Annotated in this window: 10 protein-coding genes; 9 read left to right on the forward strand and 1 reads right to left on the reverse strand. The window is 42.8% G+C overall.

What is annotated here, in order from left to right; translation table 11 throughout:
• The 9 genes from E2R65_RS01000 (at position 1) to E2R65_RS01035 (ending at position 16,227) form a co-directional block, all read left to right on the forward strand.
• The gene (locus E2R65_RS01000) at positions 1–669 is read left to right on the forward strand and encodes a TolC family protein (protein ID WP_158285187.1); all 669 of its coding nucleotides are present in this window, start codon (positions 1–3) and stop codon (positions 667–669) included.
• A gap of 3 nt (positions 670–672) precedes the next feature.
• Positions 673–2,826 (forward strand): exopolysaccharide transport family protein, encoded by a 2,154-nt coding sequence (locus tag E2R65_RS01005; RefSeq protein ID WP_134334615.1) that lies wholly within the window; start codon positions 673–675, stop codon positions 2,824–2,826.
• A 48-nt stretch (positions 2,827–2,874) separates the two neighbouring features.
• Positions 2,875–3,012 carry a hypothetical protein gene (locus E2R65_RS19695; RefSeq protein ID WP_183500309.1) on the forward strand — a complete coding sequence of 46 codons (138 nt, stop codon included), beginning with the start codon at positions 2,875–2,877 and terminating at the stop codon, positions 3,010–3,012.
• Positions 3,013–3,017: 5 nt separating this feature from the next.
• Complete coding sequence (locus E2R65_RS01010) at positions 3,018–4,523, forward strand: O-antigen ligase family protein (RefSeq protein ID WP_134334616.1); 1,506 nt, start codon at positions 3,018–3,020, stop codon at positions 4,521–4,523.
• A 14-nt stretch (positions 4,524–4,537) separates the two neighbouring features.
• Positions 4,538–5,152, forward strand: a complete 615-nt coding sequence (locus E2R65_RS19955; RefSeq protein WP_134334617.1) for an acyltransferase — start codon at positions 4,538–4,540, stop codon at positions 5,150–5,152.
• Between the two features lie 15 nt (positions 5,153–5,167).
• On the forward strand, positions 5,168–6,511 hold the full coding sequence (locus tag E2R65_RS01020) for a lipopolysaccharide biosynthesis protein (RefSeq protein WP_134334618.1): 1,344 nt from the start codon (positions 5,168–5,170) through the stop codon (positions 6,509–6,511).
• Positions 6,512–6,529: 18 nt separating this feature from the next.
• Positions 6,530–7,717, forward strand: a complete 1,188-nt coding sequence (locus E2R65_RS01025) for a glycosyltransferase (protein WP_134334619.1) — start codon at positions 6,530–6,532, stop codon at positions 7,715–7,717.
• Between the two features lie 106 nt (positions 7,718–7,823).
• Complete coding sequence (locus E2R65_RS01030) at positions 7,824–10,463, forward strand: amino acid adenylation domain-containing protein (RefSeq protein WP_134334620.1); 2,640 nt, start codon at positions 7,824–7,826, stop codon at positions 10,461–10,463.
• A gap of 145 nt (positions 10,464–10,608) precedes the next feature.
• A complete protein-coding gene (locus E2R65_RS01035) occupies positions 10,609–16,227 on the forward strand; it encodes an alpha-2-macroglobulin family protein (protein WP_134334621.1) in 5,619 nt (1,872 codons plus the stop codon).
• A gap of 108 nt (positions 16,228–16,335) precedes the next feature.
• Here E2R65_RS01035 and E2R65_RS01040 read toward each other — a convergent pair whose 3' ends face one another.
• Positions 16,336–18,510: a glutamine synthetase III family protein gene (locus E2R65_RS01040; RefSeq protein ID WP_134334622.1), complete on the reverse strand. Its 2,175-nt coding sequence runs from the start codon at positions 18,508–18,510 to the stop codon at positions 16,336–16,338.
• Between the last annotated feature and the right edge of the window lie 447 nt (positions 18,511–18,957).

Genomic DNA, 18,957 nt, shown 5'->3' on the forward strand with positions numbered 1-18,957 from the left:
TTGAAAAAATTAAGCATATTAATATTATTTACGTTAAGTACACTGGCACTGCATGCACAGGAATCGTTTATTAACGAGGTTAATTATCCTTACCTTGATAAACTGATAGCCACTGCAAAAAGAAACTACCCCGAAGTAAAGGTGCGTATAGCACAAATAAATGCTGCAAAGGCCGCGCTAACCCAATCAAAGGTTGCCTGGCTGGATGCAATTACGGCATCTTACATCTATAGCCCAAAAAACTCGCTCAACCTAACCAACCCTACTTTTTTTAACGGTTACCAGATAGGCTTTTCGGTTAATCTGGGCACTTTGCTGGCAAAGCCGTTTGCTACACGCAGCGCAAAAGAAGCGGTTAATATTGCACAATACCAGCAACAGCAATATTATCTTACCATAGAAGCAACTGTAAAACGCCTATACTTTACTTACCTGGAAGCGCAGGCAGACCTTCGCAACCGTGCAAGGGCTGTTACCGATGGCGAGATTGCGGTTAAGCAGTTAAAATACACCTTTCAAAAAGGCGAAACAACATTTCACGATTATAACGAAGCTTTAACAAGTTTATACAATCAAAATTCTTTCAAAGTACAAAGCGAACTGTCTATATTAACAGCAAAGGCTAATCTTGAAGAATTTTTGGGTGTTAAATTAGAAGAGGTTAAATAGAACATGGAGTTAGGGAAATTTTTTAAACTTTTGTGGAAACATAAAAACCTGCTGATCATTATTCCGCTGGTTACTATTATTGTTTCTTTTTTCCTGGTAAAAAATCTTGCGGATAAATATGTATCAAGCGCACAAATAGCAACAGGTATAGTAGATCAATCGCGCCATTTACTGGATGCCGACCCAACCGCTGCCTCATCTAAAGAGCAGTCGATTGCGCATGAATTTAGCAACCTGATAGAGATCATGAAGCTTAAAACGCTTATTAACCAGATCTCGTACCAGCTTATTCTGCATGATCTGAAATCGAAAGTGCCTTTTAAGCCGGAAAGCAAGCTTTTTAAGAGTATGAACCCCAATGCCCGCCAACACGCAATAGAGGTATTTAGCAAAAAGTTTGAAACGCTGCAACCTCTATCCTATTACAATAAGGACGAAGAAGGGCTTAACGAACTGCTGCGCTCGATGAAGTACGATGAACGGTCTTTACGTAAAGATCTGCTGATCGTACGTGATGAGGACAGCGATTTTATTACCGTAAGCTACGAATCTGAAAACCCGCAGCTATCTGCATTTATAGTTAATGTGCTTTGCAAGCAATTCATTAATTATTATACCACCACTATCAGGCAAAACGAAACAGATGCGGTTAACTACCTGGCCAATCTGTTAGAAGAAAAACGCAAGGCATTAAACACCAAAACCAGCCAGCTACAGGATTACAAGATCCAGAATGGCATCCTGAACCTGGATGAGCAGTCAAAATCTATTTTTGACCAGATAATGGTTTATAACGACCGCAAGCAGCAGGCCGAGCGCGACGTAGCATCTTACAATGGCGCCATAAAAATCATCGACAGCAAATTTGAACCCGGCGAACGTAAGTACATCGAGGCAAGTATGGTTAAGTACAACCAGGATGTGATCAATTCACAGGATCAGTTGCATATTCTTACAGACAGATATGTAAGAAGTAATTTTAACCCAAGATTAAAACCCGCTATTGATTCATTATCAAACAAGCTTACCGCCCAGATAAACCAAACATCTGATAAATATATTGTTAACCCACTGGTTGGTAAAGATGACCTTGTAAAACAAAAACTAACGCTTGAGGTAACCCGGGATCTGGCTAAATACAGTATCCGCGCTATTACCGGTGCCTTGAATGATCTTAACGCCAAGTTTAACCGCCTGGTGCCTTTTGATGCTACTGTTAAAACCTTTAATTTTGATATTGACATTGCCAGTAAAGAGTACCTGGATGTATTAAACAGATATAATCAAACCAACCTGCAGTCTACCTTTTCTATTAAACTGCGCCAGGTAGAACCGGCCACACCCGATGCCGCCGAGCCATCCAAAAAAATGCTGCTGATAATTCTGAGTGGTGTTATTGCATTTGCGTTTTGCGTTATCGTATTGTTTGGCATCTTCTTTTTTGATGATACCATTAAAGAACCGGCCGACCTGGTTAAGCGCACTGATTTACCGCTTTTAGGCCATCTTAATACCGTTATGGGTTCGCTGGACCTTCGTAAGCTATGGGATGTGGAACACCGTGATAAAATGCGCCTTTTTAAAGAACTTATCCGCTCGATACGTTTTGAAGTAGACCAGGAACTACGCGGCGAAAAAGTATTGGGCATTACCAGCCTGGCCAACCACGAAGGGAAAACCGTTCTGGCTATCAGCCTGGCATATTCTTATTCCATGATCAATAAAAAGGTATTGCTGATAGATGGTAATTTTGATAATCCAACCATCAGTAATACTGTACAGCCCAAGGTTTATTTAGAAAATTACTTTAAAAATAACCCCGATAATTACGAGCAGCTTAATAATACAACCAATGTTATGGGTAACCATGGCGGCGATGTTACGCTGCTGGAGATAAGCGACGAAAACTTTATCCGCAGTAAGTTTAATGAATTAAAGACAAAATACGACATCATTATCATTGAAACGCCGCCCTTATCGTCGCTCAATAAATCAAAAGAATGGTTATTGTTTGCCAATAAGGTGGTATCTGTTTACGAAGCCAATAAGGGTATTGCCAAATGGCAAAAAGATGATGTTAAATATCTAAAAAGCCTGAACGGAAAATTTGCCGGTTGGGTGCTTAATAAAACCGACCCTAAAAAAGACAGGTTTTAACAAAGCTACGGCTATGCTTACCCGCTGTAACCCTTTAATTATTGTGTAATGAGGATAAAACCGGCAGACAAACAAGACGACGTTTTTAAAGACCTTACCCCCCTTGAACAAAAAACACGCAAGGCCGCTATTGTACTGGCATTTGTTGGCGTGTTTTGCTGGGCAGTTAAAATATTATTTTTATAGGCCTTATGCTTAACAACCAGGCACATCATAACGGCTTTATTGTAAACTTTGCACGCAAACTTTTTGCAGGCAAGGTTTCTACCTTTAAAATGGTACTGCTGTTTTTGCCTGTGGCTATAATTATAGCTGTGGCAATTGCTATGGGCGGTATAATTGCGGCCGGTGGTTTGCTGGTGGTATTTGTTGGCATACCTATTATTTTAGCCATTGTGGCCTACCCTATTTTTGGCATTGCAGTGCTGATGGTGGTATCCTTTTTTTTAAATTATGTATCAGAATTTGTGCCGCCGGATACCCCCACCGGCATCATTCTGGATGGTATCACCTACCTGCTGATATTCGGTTTCCTGCTTAAATTTAAGTATGATAGGGATTGGGCCCACTTTAAAAACCCCATCAGCTATTTTATATTGGCCTGGCTGGCCTACAACTTTGTGGAAGTGGGCAACCCGGCGTCGCCATCAATATTAGCCTGGGTGTACACGGTACGTACCGTAGGCTTTATTATGCTGATGTACTTTATATTTGTTTATCAGGTACGTACCGTAGCACAAATCAAATTTCTGATAAAACTTTGGCTTGTAATGGCTTTCCTATCGGCCGTATCCGGTTTTCAGCAGGAAAACTTTGGGCTGTTCCCGTTCGAGAAGGCCTGGTACTACTCAGACCCGCTGCGGCTGAGTTTTTTATACATCAACGGGCACCTGCGCAAAGTATCTATCTACCCGGATCCGGTTACGTTTTCGTATAATATGGTTGTTGCAGCTGTATTATGCCTTTGCCTTATTTTTACTAAAATAAAAACTTATAAAAAGGTATTGCTCGGGCTGTCAATCCCGTTTTTCTTTTTGGTGATGCTTTACTCGGGCACCCGCGGGGCCTTTGTATTGCCGCCTGCTGCACTGGCATTACTGGCCGTAATGAATTTCAATAAAAAAATACTGCTGTTTGTAATTAGTGCCGGCATTGTATTAACCGGGTTAATATTTATGCCCACATCCAATCAGTTCATCAAACGTTTCCAAACGGCTTTCAGGCCATCAGATGATCCATCCTTTAACGTTCGTGCCGAAAACCAAAAACGTATTAAACCGTATATATTATCGCATCCCATAGGGGGTGGTTTAGGCTCTGTTGGTATTTGGGGGCGGCGTTTTGCACCCAACTCCTTCCTGGCAAAATTCCCGCCGGATAGTGGTTATGTACGCGTTGCTGTTGAGATGGGGTATATAGGTTTAATATTATTTTGTACCTTAATGTTTGTGATATTAAAAACGGGCATCAACAATTATTACCTTATTAAAAACCCCGAGTTGAAAATTTATTGCCTGGCGATGGTATTAATCATTTTTGTGTTTAATATTGGTAATTATCCGCAGCAGGCATTAGTACAGTATCCATCAAATATTTTGTTTTATCTTGCATGTGCATTATTAAGTGTTACTTTACGAATTGACCAGCAGGAACGGAAAGAACAAGCTGATAAACAAGCGGCTGAACTAACCGCCTGATATATTTAAGATACATGTCGCTAATAAGTGTAGTAAAATCAAATCCGCGTTTAAAAAAGTTTGTGCATTGGCTTATTGTGCAGCCGCGCAGGGCTGCACCAAGGCTTTGGGTTAAATGGTTTGTTAACCCGTTTATACACAAACGCGGCAAAGGTTCTATTGTAAAATTCAATTCAAGATTTGATATTTTCCCCTTTAACAAATTTGAGCTTGGCGCATACAGCGTGATAGAAGATTTTGCCGTGATCAATAATGGCGTGGGCGATGTTATCATCGGCCACCACACAGGTATCGGTTTAAGTAACGTGATGATAGGCCCGGTAACTTTGGGCAATTATGTGGTTATGGCACAGCACGTAGTGTTATCGGGGTTAAACCATGGGTTTGAGGATGTAACGATATCTACAAGGCTGCAAAAAGTGGTAACCAAACCAATTACCGTATGCGATGATGTATGGATAGGCGCTAACTCGGTTATTACCGCCGGGGTTACCATTGGCAAACATTCGGTAATTGGTGCAGGCAGCGTAGTTACCAAAGATATCCCCGAGTATTGCGTAGCAGTTGGTAACCCGGCAAAAATCATCAAAAAATATAATTTTGAAACCGGCAACTGGGACAGGGTTTAGCCGTATAACCAACATATGCCCGATTTAAAAAAATTCATAAATAAGCATACCATATCATTAGCCACCAGTGCGGCCATGCCCGTTATTGGCATGCTGGTACTTTCGTTAATGGCGCATAACCTGCCTGCGGTAGATTTTGGTAATTATATATTCCTGCTAATAACCATTCTGCTGGCCGATACCTTCAGAAACGGCTTTGTACAAACATCGCTTATTAAATTTTATGCGGGCACAAGCAAAAAAAAGGCGGTAGAAATAGCAGGATCTGCCTGGTTTGTAGGCTTAATGCAGGCAGGGGTATTTGTAGCTATAGACGGGATCATTTACCTGGTTTATCACAGCAAAAGCGCGGATGCAGAAACAACCATACAATGGTTTGGCATTATATATATGACCACCCTACCCGCAGCAATTGCTTCATACATTTTACAGGCCGAAGAAAAATTTGGCCGGATGCTTTTTTTGCAGGTGCTTAACCAGGGGCTTTTCCTGGCATTTATACTTACGCTGATCTTTACACACAAGTTAACATTCCAGACGGCGGTTTACGCGTATTTTTTAGGTGGGGCCATTACCTCGCTGCTCACTATTTTTAACGGATGGTCAAAAATCAGAACCATCAGGCATCGTACAAAAGAGAGCGTAAGCAAATTAGCCCATTTTGGAAAATTCAGCGTGGGTACGTCCATCAGTTCCTACCTGTTACGCAGCTCTGATACCTTTATTATAAAACTGATGTTTAACCCCGCCTTGCTGGCGGTATATTATATCCCCCAGCGTTTAATGGAAGTTTTTGAAATACCGATGCGTGCCGGTGTTGCTACCGCCATGCCCGAGCTGTCTGCAGCTGTGCACAAAAATAATGAGGAAGAAGTAGCCAGCATCATGAAACGCTATGCAGGCATGTTAACGGTTACCCTTATCCCCATTGCCATTGTTGCATTTTTACTGGCAGCGCCCGTTATAGAATTGCTTTTTGGTAAACAGTATCACGAAACAGAAGCGGTCAATATCTTCCGTTTGTTTATGTGCTATGTAATGCTGATGCCTGTTGACAGATTTTTTGGTGTTACGCTGGATATAATTAACAAACCTCATCTTAACATGCTGAAGGTAATTTTAATGCTGACAGTAAATGTAGCCGGGGATTTTATCGGTATCTGGATTTTTCACAGTTTATACGCTGTAGCCATAGCTTCGTTATTTACATTTTTTTCGGGAGCAGTTTTTGGTTACTGGGCTTTAAAAAAGCATCTTAAATTTACTATCAGAGATATTTTCAGCCTCGGCTATCAGGAACTGAAGAACGTAATTAACCATTTATTAGAAAAATCTAAAATAGACAAAGCAGAAGTTTAATTACTAAAACATTTTAATATGGGGTTTATCCTTTTTGTTATTTCTTTGATTTTCACGCTCATTTTTATATACCTGGGTGTTTATAGCCTGTACCTTTTTGTTTTTTCGGTTTTGGGCCGGTTGGTTAAACAGCGCACCCCACCTGCTGCAAGTGGCTTTAGTAAATTTGTGATCTATATCTGTGCCTATAAAGAGGACGCCATCATCCTTAATTCGGCTGCGCAGGCTTTAACTATTGATTACCCGCAGGATAAATTTCAGGTTTGTGTTATTGCCGATTCTATGCAGCCCCAAACTATCCAAAAGTTAAAAACGATGCCTTTACAGGTGGTAGAGGTGGTGTTTGAAAGCAGCACCAAATCTAAAGCCCTGCATGCTGCCATAGCTGCTACACATGATGATTTTGATGCAGCCGTGGTATTTGATATTGATAACATAGCCGCACCGGATTACCTGCACCAGATAAACAATTACCTGCACGATGGTAACCGGGTGATACAGGGCCATCGCATCGCTAAGAATACCGAAACACCCGTTGCCATACTGGATGCCATCAGCGAGGAAATAAATAACCATATCTTCCGTAAGGCACAACAGGTTTTTAAACTGTCGGCCGCCATTATAGGGTCGGGCATGGTGCTGGAGTTTAAACTGTTTAAAGATACCATGGCGCAGATAGATGCCGTGGGTGGTTTTGATAAAGAGATGGGCCTGGTGCTTACCCGCCAAAAGATACATGTGGCCTATGCCGATAAAGCATACGTTTATGATGAAAAAGTAAGCAACCCCGAAGTATTTAAAAAGCAACGCCGCCGCTGGTTATCTGCCCAGTTTAACTTGCTAAAAACATACGGTTTAACCGGCTTTAAAGAGTTATTTGCGAATGGCAACTTCGATTATTTTAACGAGATATACCAAACCGCCATCTTACCGCGTATATTAATGCTGGGGCTAATGCCGTTTATGCTTTTGGTATCACTATTAACACCCGGCATTGGCCCGGGATGGCAATTATGGCTTGCAGCAACGGCTTTATGCTATATTGGTATATTAGTTGCAGTACCAGCACAGTTCTTTAACAGTAAATTGCTGGGCGCCTTGCTTAAAATACCTTTGATATTCTTTGCAATGCTGGCCTTGCTGTTTAAACTGAAGGGCGCCAACAAAAAATTTATCCATACACCGCATAACCCGGATGCCAGTTAATTACATAATTAAAAAACAAATTGCGGGTATATGGTTATAAAGTGGGGAAATTGATACCCGCAAAAATATCAGATAATTAATAATATACCATACCGGGTTTATACATATGGAAGCAGGACTAAATAATACACAAGCAGATTACCCGCGTAACATAGCACTGCACCACCTTATTGCTAAAAAAGCGGGTGAAATGCCCGATAAAATTGCTATAAAATTCGGGCAGCGTACTTTAAGCTTTAAAACCGTTAATGATGCCGCCAGCAAGCTGGCAAGGCATTTACTTAGCTTCGATATAAAAACCGGCGATATTATTGGGCTGGCGGTTGACCGATCGCCGGAAATGATCATTTCTTTACTGGCTATTTTAAAAACCGGTGCAGCGTATATCCCGCTTGACCCGGAATACCCCAAAGACAGGATTGAATTTATGCTGGAAGATTCGGCAGCAAAAATCCTGATCACATCAAATAAATATAAAGGCCACTTTACATCAAACGCTACCGAGGTATTGCTGGAAGATGCCTGGGATAAAATTAACGGCTACCCTGCCGAAGAACCTGACACCGAAGTTACCGGCCAGGATCTGGCTTATGTATTGTTCACGTCGGGATCTACGGGTAAGCCAAAGGGCGTACAAATTAAGCATCATAACCTGGTTAACTTTTTGTTAAGCATGGCAAAAACACCCGGGATGACCGCTGATGATAAACTACTGGCGGTAACCACCATATCTTTTGACATAGCCGGCCTGGAGCTATTTTTGCCCTTGCTTACCGGTGCCCAGATAGTTTTAACGGATACAATTACGGCAAAAGACGGGCGCGCATTGCTTGAACTTGCTGTTAACGAGCAGATCTCTATCATGCAGGCCACCCCCTACACCTGGCGCATGATGCTGGAAATTGGCTGGGATCAAAAATTACCGCTAAAAGTTTTGTGCGGCGGCGAGGCCTTACCCAAAGATCTGATAAATAAACTTACCGCCCGCTGCAGCGAACTTTGGAATATGTACGGCCCTACCGAAACCACAGTATGGTCTACCGTTAAGCATATTAAGAACGATACAGATATTACCATTGGCAAACCTATTGATAATACACAGGTATATATTTTAAACGAGCAGTTGGCCGAGGTAGAAACCGGTGCCATCGGCGAGATTTTTATTGGCGGCGACGGCGTTGCCTTAGGCTATCTGAACAGGCCCGAATTAACCTCAGAACGTTTTGTTGATAATAAAATCACCGGCGTTGCGGGTGATAAAATTTATCGCACCGGCGATTTGGGCAAGATAACCCCCACCGGCGAGATACAGTGCCTGGGCCGGATAGATCACCAGGTAAAGGTACGCGGTTACCGGATAGAACTGGAAGAGATTGAGCATGCGCTATCCTGGCAGGAAAACGTTAAAGAAGCCGTTGTAGTGGCGCGTGAAGACCGTCCCGGCGACCCACGCCTGGTTGGTTACATTGTTTTATCATCAGGAGAAACTAAGGTTGCAGATTTTAATGCATTTACAGAAGCCTGGCAAAGGGCGCTGTTGGGCCAATTGCCTGAATATATGGTGCCTGATGATTTTGTGCTGATGGATGCCATACCTATTACGCCAAATGGTAAAATAGACAGAAAGGCTTTGCCGGCGCCGGATTACAGCCAGATAACCCGTACAGAAAACAATGAATATGTTGCCCCGCGCACAGCTAACGAAAAATTAGTAGCCGGTATCTGGCAGGAAATGATGGGCCTGGAGAATATTGGCATATATGATAACTTTTTCCAGCTGGGAGGCCGCTCGTTGGTTGCTGTAAGGATCATGGCCTGTTTAGAGCAGGAAACCGGCAAACGTTTGCCTTTGGCTACTTTGTTTGAGCACTCCACTGTAGAAAAGCTGGCTGCACGTTTAGAATTAAATGCAGAAGCCATTAGCTGGGAGTCGTTGGTGCCTATTAAACCCAAAGGCAGCAAAATGCCTTTGTACATTGTACATGGCGCCGGCTTAAACGTATTGCTGTTTAACGCCCTCGCCATGAATATGGATGAAGAACAGCCCGTATATGGCTTACAGGCCAAAGGGCTTAACGGGATAGACGAGCCGCTGGATGTGATGGAAGAAATTGCAGCAAATTACGTAGAAGAGATCATCAACCACGACCCGGTTGGCCCCTACGCCGTTGCAGGGTATTCGCTTGGCGGGATGATAGCTTACGAAATGGCTAAACAAATGCTGGCTATGGGCAAGGATGTTAAAATGCTGGCCATGTTTGATACCTATGCCGACCAAACACAGAAATATGATTCGTTATTAAAACGCATTGTAAAAAATGGATGGCTGCTTATTAAGCAAGTTGCTTATACCCCGGTGCTATTTGTGCAGGACCCCAAACGTACCATAGAATATAAAAGCCGCGAAGTTGGCCGCCGCATCCAAAAAGTATTTAAAAAGGTCTTTCCGGATAAGGTGAAGAAAAAAGAGGGCGCCTTGGCTTATACCGATGATATAAACGAACGCAGCCATGCTGCGCAAAAAAATTATTTATTAACTCCAGTAAATATTACTCTCGAACTTTTCCGGGCTCAAAAGAAAACCTTTTACATGGATGATTTTAAGCTTTTAGGCTGGAAACCTTATGCTCTTAAAGGTGTTAATGTACATGATATTCCCGGTGAGCATAACACTATTTTTGCCCCGCCTAATGATAAGCAATTTGCCAAAGTATTGCAGCAATGTTTAGATAGGGCCGTTAAATAACATAATGATTACAACACATTATTGCTATTACAGGCAATGATTTTTGCTTCAACAAAGCATGCTGTTATACAGGCAAAATATATTTTCACTAATATATTAATGTGCTAAAAGTTTTATAAATTCATAGCCATTTACCAACCTGTCTATGAATTACTTTCTAAATCTTTTCCGTTCACGCAAGGGGCAGATCATTGTATCTGTATCCTTAATATTGATCTCATTAGTTATATTTTTTGCCCGTCAGCACCATCGCAGCAAGCAGCAAACGGTTGATGTAGCATTCAGCAAATACATAGAATCGTACACCACAGGTGTAATTTCCAAACAAAGCACCATCCGCATTAAACTGGCCGGCGCAGTACAGGTTTCGCATGCGCAGAACGAACAGCTAAGTGAGGGTGTCTTTGATTTTTCACCGTCTATAAAAGGTAAAGCCTACTGGATAGACGACCGGACAATCGAGTTTCGACCGGCAGCAGCTTTAGATATCGACAAAAAGTATGAGGCCGACTTTAACTTAGGCAAGATTATTAAGACAGAAAGCGATCTTGAACATTTTAAATTCACTTTTCAAACCATAAAGCCGGATTTCAGCATCACTTTTGCAGGCCTGCAAAGCGCAAGTGCAACTTCTGGCGCGATCATGAAACTCACAGGCAGCATAGCCACTGCCGATGGCGAAGATCAGTCGGCAATTGAAAAACTGCTTGAAGTAAACTATAATACGCCGGTAAAGGTAAATTGGCAGCATAACCCTGTTGCCAAATCGCACCAGTTCACTATTACTAAAATAACGCGCACTAACACCGCCAACCCATTAACCATAAACTGGGATGGCGATAAGCTGGATATTGATAAAAAAGGCAGCCAGGAATTTCGCGTACCGGCCTTAGGCGAATTTAAGGTGCTGGATATCAAAGCCGTGCAGGACAACGACCAATACGTATCCGTGCAGTTTTCTGACCCTATTATGATTGGCCAGGATCTAAGCGGACTGATAGGCATCAACAACTCATCCGGCCTGGCCTACACCATAGACGGCAGCATAGTAAAAGTATATGCCCCGGAGCGTTTACAAGGCAATTTTAGCGTTTTTGTAAATGAGGGTGTAGCAGATATAAACCACCGTAAAATAAAAACGGCATTTACAGCCAACGTATTTTTTGAGAACCGCGAACCGGCGGTGACCATTCCGGGCAGGGGCGTTATCCTGCCTGATTCGGGCAAGCTGATGATGCCTTTTGAAGCCGTTAATTTAAGTGCGGTTGATGTAAGCATTATTAAAATTTACGAAAACAACGTACCCCAGTATTTCCAGAACAACGGTTTTGACGGTGGTTACGAACTTAGGCACGTTGGTAAACCAATAGTGCAGAAAACGATCCGTTTAGATGCGGATAAAGGGCTGAATTTGGCGAAAAAGAATCGTTTTATGCTGGATGTAGACCAGCTAATGCGCGCCGAACCCGGTGCCATTTACCGGGTTGTTATCGGTTTCAGAAAAGAGTATTCATTGTACAATTGCACAGCAGCTAAAGGTGTGTCTAAAAGTGATGATGATGGCGATGATTACGAAGGCGGCGACTATGCGGGTGATAATCTAAATAAGATAAACGATGAAGACGACGATTTTTGGCAGCGTTACGATAATTATTACCCCGAAGGCTATAACTGGCAGGAACGTAACGACCCATGCAGCGAATCGTACTTTAGCAAGCAGCGCTGGGCAACGCGTAACATCATTGCATCAAACATTGGCCTGATAGCAAAAAGGGGCAATGATAATAATATAACCATTGCGGTAACCAATATTCTGAGTGCCCAACCCATGGGCGGTGTTGACCTGGAACTGCTGGATTATCAGAAACAGGTGATCTTTAAAACCACTTCAGATGGAGACGGTATGGCAACATTCAGCCTGAAGCGTAAACCGTATTTACTGGTGGCTAAAAAAGGTAACGAGCGTGGCTATCTGAAGCTGGATGATGGCAGTTCCCTGCCTCTTTCGCGATTTAATGTAGGCGGCGAGCAGGTACAAAATGGCCTTAAAGGGTTCCTTTATGGCGAACGGGGCGTATGGCGGCCCGGAGATTCTATTTTTGTAACATTCATCCTGGAGGATAAACTTAAAACCTTACCGGCAGACCATCCGGTTGAATTTGAGTTATATAACCCCAACGGGCAGTTATACCGCCGTATTACCCGCACAAGCGCTGTTGATGGTTTCTACAGTTTCCATACCGCTACCGAAACCTCGTCGCCTACCGGTAACTGGAACGCCAGGGTTAAAGTTGGCGGTGCATCTTTCGAGAAAAAAATAAAGGTAGAAACCATTATGCCTAACCGCCTCAAACTAAAGCTTGATTTTGGGGGCGCCACTGAACTAACCAAAGGCGACGGGGCCAATGGCACACTTAGCGCACAATGGCTTTTTGGCGGCACAGCGCAAAATTTGAATGCCAAGGTTGATGCCTTCCTGTCCTCGCAAACCACCAGCTTTAAAGGTTATGAGGATTATAATTTTGACGACCCTACCCTGGCCTTCAATACCCAAACACAAACCGTTTTTGAAGGTAAGCTGAACGAGAACGGCATTGCATCTGTTAATACCAATATCAACGTTGAAAAGCAGGCACCGGGGCAATTGCGTGCCAATTTTGTGGTAAAGGTATTTGAACCCGGCGGCAATTTTAGTTTGCAGCAGGCCAATATGCCGTACAACGTTTATAGCGGCTATGTAGGCATCAAAACGCCTAAAGGAAGCGATTTGAGCGGCATGCTGGTAACGGATAAAAACCATGTAATAGAGATTGCAGATGTAGACACCAAAGGCCGGGGCTTTGCCGGCAGCCGTAATGTAGAACTGGAGCTTTACAAGATCCAATGGCGCTGGTGGTGGGATGAAACAGGTAACGAGTTGAGCAACTTTACGCAGGATCGTTATAATAAGCTTATTAAAACAGAAACGGTGCAGTTAGAGAACGGTAAAGGCAAATGGAACCTAAAAATTAACCAGGCAGACTGGGGCCGTTACCTCATCCGTATTAAAGACCCGCAAACCGGGCACTCTACAGGAAAGATCATTTATGCGGATTGGCCAAACTGGTCGGAAAGGTTGCAGAACACAGACCCCACCGAGGCGGCAATGCTTTCCTTTACATCAGACAAGCCGAGTTACAAGGTTGGCGAGGAGGCCACCTTAACCATCCCAACGGGCGGCGACGGACGCGCCCTAATTAGCTTTGAAAACGGCTCAAAAGTCCTAAAAACGACCTGGATTGACACCAAAAAAGGCGAAACCCGTTATAGCTTTAAGGTTGATGAAACCATGGCGCCAAACGTTTTTGTGAACGTTACCCTTTTACAGCGGCATGCACAAACAGTTAACGATTTGCCGATACGTATGTACGGCGCTATCCCGCTAAACGTTGATAACCCCGAAACCATCCTGAAACCGGTTATCAGTATGCCGGATAAGATCAGGCCCGAAACGCAGTCGGCTATTACCGTATCCGAGGCATCGGGTAAAGAAATGACCTATACCATTGCCATTGTAGATGAAGGCCTGCTGGATATTACCAATTACAAAACCCCCGATCCGCATGAGGCATTTTATGCCCGCGAGGCCCTGGGCGTTAAAACCTGGGATCTGTTCGATTATGTGATCGGTGCTTTTGGCGGCGGGTTAGAACGCATCCTCAGCATAGGTGGCGATGGCACGAATGGCACCAATAAAAATGTATCTGTTAATCGTTTTAAACCTGTAGTAAAATTCCTGGGGCCGTTCCACCTGGGTAGCGGAGATAAACAAACACATAAATTCACCTTACCCCAGTATGTAGGTTCGGTTAAGGCTATGGTGATTGCCGGCCACAACGGCGCTTATGGTATGGCAGAAAAAGCAGTAGCCGTTAAAAAACCGCTGATGATATTGGCTACGCTGCCGCGCGTGCTCGGTCCCTCAGAAAGTATCCAGCTACCGGTTACCGTTTTTGCGATGGAAAACAACATTAAAGCAGTAACCATACAGGTACAATCTAATGCATTCAGCAATTTAGGCGGCAACAATATTAAGGTTGTAAAATTTGCCAAACCGGGCGATCAACTGGTAACATTTGATTTAAATGTAAAGGATTTTGTGGGCGTAGGCAAAGTAAGGATAATTGCCAAAGCCGGCAGCGAAACCGCCGCTTATGACGTGGAATTAAATGTGCGTAACCCTAACCCGCCTGCAACCCGTATTTTTGAAAAAGAACTAAAACCCGGTGAACAATACGGTGCTGTTTATAATGCGATTGGGATAAACGGCACCAATAAAGCATCATTAGAAGTTTCGAGCATACCGCCGTTGAACTTGGCTAAACGCTTAGGTTACCTTATTTCTTACCCGCATGGCTGTGTAGAACAAACCACGTCTGCTGCGTTCCCACAACTGTATTTAAGCCAACTGCTTGACCTTACACCAAGACAAAAGGCCGAAGCTGAACGCAATATAAAACTGGCTGTAAACCGCTTAAATGGCTTCAGGGTGCAGGGCGGCGGCTTGAGCTATTGGCCCGATGGCGGGCAAGCCGACGAATGGGGAACCAACTATGGCGGGCATTTTATGCTGGCAGCACAAGCTATAGGTTACAGTTTACCATCGGGCTTTATAGATGATTGGAAAAAATTCCAAAAACAAAAAGCCGTTAACTGGTCGCCAGACCCGCGTACCAATATCCACGGGTATTATTACTATACGGATCTGATACAAGCCTATCGCTTATACCTGCTGGCCCTTTCCGGTTCGCCAGAATTGGGTGCCATGAACCGCTTGCGCGAATACCAGTATATAAGCATAGAAGCCCGCTGGCGTTTAGCAGCAGCTTACAAACTGGCCGGCCAGCCCGAAATTGGTTTACGCATGATTGCAGGTTTGCCAACCACCATTAAACCATATAGCAGTATGTACGGCACCTATGGGTCTGATCTGCGCGATGAGGCCATGATCCTGGAAACCCTTACTCTGCTTGGCCAGCAGCAAAAAGCATCGGGCATGGTACGTTCGGTGGCTGCCAAATTATCGCAGGATAGCTGGTATAGTACACAAACTACCGCCTATTCGCTTTTTGCCATAGCAGAATATTGTGGTGTAAATAAAAGCAGCAGCAAGTTATCATTCAATTACAATGTGGGTTCGGCAAAAGGAAGTATCAATTCGGCATCATACCTTTGGCAGCAGGTGCTGGCACCTAATGGCGGAAAGATAAACCTAAAAAACACCGGCACAAACAAGCTGTATATACGCCTGATACTGCAGGGGCAGCCATCATCGGGGCAGGATGTTAAAACATACATCAATCCGGATGTGATGCAGATGCGCATTGCTTATTTTACTTTAAGCGGCAAACCTGTTGATGTAACATCACTTAAACAAGGCAGCGATTTTGTGGCCCAGGTAACCATCAAAAATCCTGGCAAACGCGGCCGTTATGATAACCTGGCCTTAACACAGATTTTCCCATCCGGTTGGGAGATATTAAATAACCGGATGCTGAACAATGACGAAGCATTTAAATCATCACCATCCGATTATCGCGATATACGCGACGACCGGGTAAATACCTACTTTAGTTTGGCTGAAGGGAAAGAAGTTACCTATTATGTGATGCTGAATGCAGCCTACACAGGTAAATATTACCTGCCTGCCGCATATTGCGAGGCCATGTATAACCACGATATTAACGCATTGCTAAAAGGCCAGTGGGTGCAGGTGGTGAAGTAATTAATTTGATGTTATCATAAAAGCGAGAGATCTTGATTCATAATACATTCTTATGAATCAAGATCTCTCGCTTTTAAATTTAAATATGATGTACTGTATTATTTAGGTTTATTTAATAAACAGCAACTCCCTGAATTTTGGTAGCGGCCATAACGAATCATCTACCAGTTGCTCCAATTTATCTACATGATAACGGATAGGCTGAAAGTAACTTTTAACCTGCTCATCATAATCAATGGCGCGTTGGCGCAGGTCTTCTATCTTATTAGCCTTCTTTCGTTCATTAATCATTTGCTCCACATTGGTTTTAATAAAATTAACATGTGTTGCAATCTGGTTAATTATATCAAGCTGGGCTTCGTAAGTAGAAGCATCCAAACCAATATCTTTTAATCCCCTCACATTCTCTATCAACCGCGATTGGTAGGCTATAGCTGCCGGGATAATGATATTCATTACCAGTTCGCCAATTACGCGGGCTTCTATCTGTAGTTTTTTGTAAAAGCTATCCAGTAAAATTTCGTGGCGGGCATGGGCTTCGCGTTTAGTAAATACGCCTGTTTCTGCAAAAAGTATCTCTGCTTTTTCGGATATAAAGGCATCCAGCGCTTTAGGGGTAGTTTTAATATTGGCCAAACCACGGGCTTCAGCTTCTTTTTCCCAATCCTCACTGTAACCATTCCCTTCAAAACGTATATTTCTTGATTCTTTGATGTAACGTTTGATCACTGTCATCAGGGCTACATCCTTTTTTTCGCCCTTTTTAAGCAGCTTATCCACATCCATTTTGAATTTCTTAAGCTGATCGGCCATGATAAGATTAAGAATGGTCATCGGGCTGGCCGAATTTGCGGATGAACCCACAGCGCGCAATTCAAATTTATTACCGGTAAAGGCAAATGGCGAAGTGCGGTTACGGTCGGTATTATCCTTTAATATCTGTGGTATTTTGGGTATCCCCTGCCAAAGGGAGTTTTCTTCTTTTATTTTTTTACTCAGGCGCGAAGTATCTATTTCATCCAGCAGTTCGCTTAACTGGCTGCCCAAAAATATGGATATAATTGCCGGGGGGGCCTCGTTGGCACCCAGGCGGTGATCATTATTTACCGATGCGATAGATGCCCTTAACAGATCGGCATGATCATGCACAGCCTTAATGGTGTTCACAAAAAAGGTAAGGAACATCAGGTTATTTTTAGGCGTTTTGCCCGGCGATAACAGGTTTTTACCTGTATTGGTAATCAGCGACCAGTTATTGTGCTTGCCAGAGCCGTTAATACCCGCATAAGGTTTTTCGTGCAGCAGCACCTTAAAGTGGTGGCGTTGTGCTACACGGTCCATAATATCCATCAACAGCTGGTTATGGTCAATGGCCAGGTTTATTTCTTCGTATATAGGTGCGCACTCAAATTGCGATGGCGCCACCTCGTTATGCCGTGTTTTTAAAGGGATACCTAATTGCAGGGCCTCTGTTTCCATATCCTGCATAAAGGCATATACACGGCTTGGTATGGACCCAAAGTAATGATCCTCCAGCTGTTGGTTTTTGGCTGATATATGGCCGAATAAAGTACGGCCTGTAAGTGACAGATCCGGCCTGGCATTAAAAAGAGCCGTATCAACCAAAAAGTACTCCTGTTCGATACCTAACGATGCGTTCACCTTCTCAATACTTTTATCAAAATAGTGGCAAACATCAACAGCTGCCTTATCTAAAGCATTAAGCGCCTTTAGTAAAGGCACCTTATAATCCAGCGCCTCGCCGGTGTACGATACAAATACGGTAGGGATACAAAGTGTACGCCCTATAATAAATGCCGGCGAGGACGGATCCCACGCCGTGTAGCCGCGCGCCTCAAAAGTATTACGGATACCACCGCTGGGGAAGCTTGATGCATCAGGCTCCTGCTGTGCTAATGCATCGCCGCTAAAGCGTTCGATAGCCCCTCCATCTGCAGTAGGTTCAAAAAAAGCATCATGCTTTTCGGCAGTTGAACCCGTTAAGGGCTGAAACCAGTGAGTATAATGTGTAGCGCCTTTACCCATTGCCCATGATTTCATTGACGATGCTACCTGCTCGGCCATGTCTCGCGGTATGGGCACACCATTATCGATAGAATCTATAATTACTGTGTAAGCATCTTTTGAAAGAAACTCCTTCATTTTTTGTTTATCAAAAACATTTACTCCAAAATAGTCGGATATTTTTGATGAAGGGAGCTTAATATCCGGAATTTCCCGGTTTAACACCGCCCTTAAGGCCTGAAAACGTGTATTAGGCATGATATTAATGTTGGTTCAGCTCAAAATTATAAAATCATTTAAAATTAGTTGTGTTTTTACCCGGATTTATGTTTAAGTACAGCATATTCATTTGCGCTGCTATCTAAACCTTAAAAAAAGGCTATTCCTTATAAAAAATCTTAAAATAATTCATACTAACATCACAACTCATAAAAACATACTAAATATTCTACTTTTCTTACAAAAAATGATATTATTTTAACTTTTAAATTATCAATTACACATTTTTTAGTTAAAAAATTCTATTTAATTCATCAAAATATATAAAATTTTAATTAATTTTCATATTTTATATCTTTTTATTATTAAAACAGTTTGCTTTTATAAATTTTTATTTATTAATTAGTAAATAATTAATGAAACCTAATTAATAAAGCAAAAAAATCAAAATTATACATCTTGCATTATATTATTTTTAATAATTAT

The sequence above is a fragment of the Mucilaginibacter phyllosphaerae genome (genome assembly GCF_004378255.1).
In the GTDB taxonomy this organism is placed as follows: domain Bacteria; phylum Bacteroidota; class Bacteroidia; order Sphingobacteriales; family Sphingobacteriaceae; genus Mucilaginibacter; species Mucilaginibacter phyllosphaerae.

What these genes read in the sequence shown, in the direction of transcription:
- E2R65_RS01010 (WP_134334616.1), top strand. Translation starts at nt 3,018, where the DNA reads ATGCTTAACAACCAGGCACATCATAACGGCTTTATTGTAAACTTTGCA.
- E2R65_RS01025 (WP_134334619.1), top strand. Translation starts at nt 6,530, where the DNA reads ATGGGGTTTATCCTTTTTGTTATTTCTTTGATTTTCACGCTCATTTTT.
- E2R65_RS19695 (WP_183500309.1), top strand. Translation starts at nt 2,875, where the DNA reads ATGAGGATAAAACCGGCAGACAAACAAGACGACGTTTTTAAAGACCTT.
- E2R65_RS01005 (WP_134334615.1), top strand. Translation starts at nt 673, where the DNA reads ATGGAGTTAGGGAAATTTTTTAAACTTTTGTGGAAACATAAAAACCTG.
- E2R65_RS01040 (WP_134334622.1), bottom strand. Translation starts at nt 18,510, where the DNA reads ATGCCTAATACACGTTTTCAGGCCTTAAGGGCGGTGTTAAACCGGGAA.
- E2R65_RS01035 (WP_134334621.1), top strand. Translation starts at nt 10,609, where the DNA reads ATGAATTACTTTCTAAATCTTTTCCGTTCACGCAAGGGGCAGATCATT.
- E2R65_RS01030 (WP_134334620.1), top strand. Translation starts at nt 7,824, where the DNA reads ATGGAAGCAGGACTAAATAATACACAAGCAGATTACCCGCGTAACATA.
- E2R65_RS01020 (WP_134334618.1), top strand. Translation starts at nt 5,168, where the DNA reads ATGCCCGATTTAAAAAAATTCATAAATAAGCATACCATATCATTAGCC.
- E2R65_RS19955 (WP_134334617.1), top strand. Translation starts at nt 4,538, where the DNA reads ATGTCGCTAATAAGTGTAGTAAAATCAAATCCGCGTTTAAAAAAGTTT.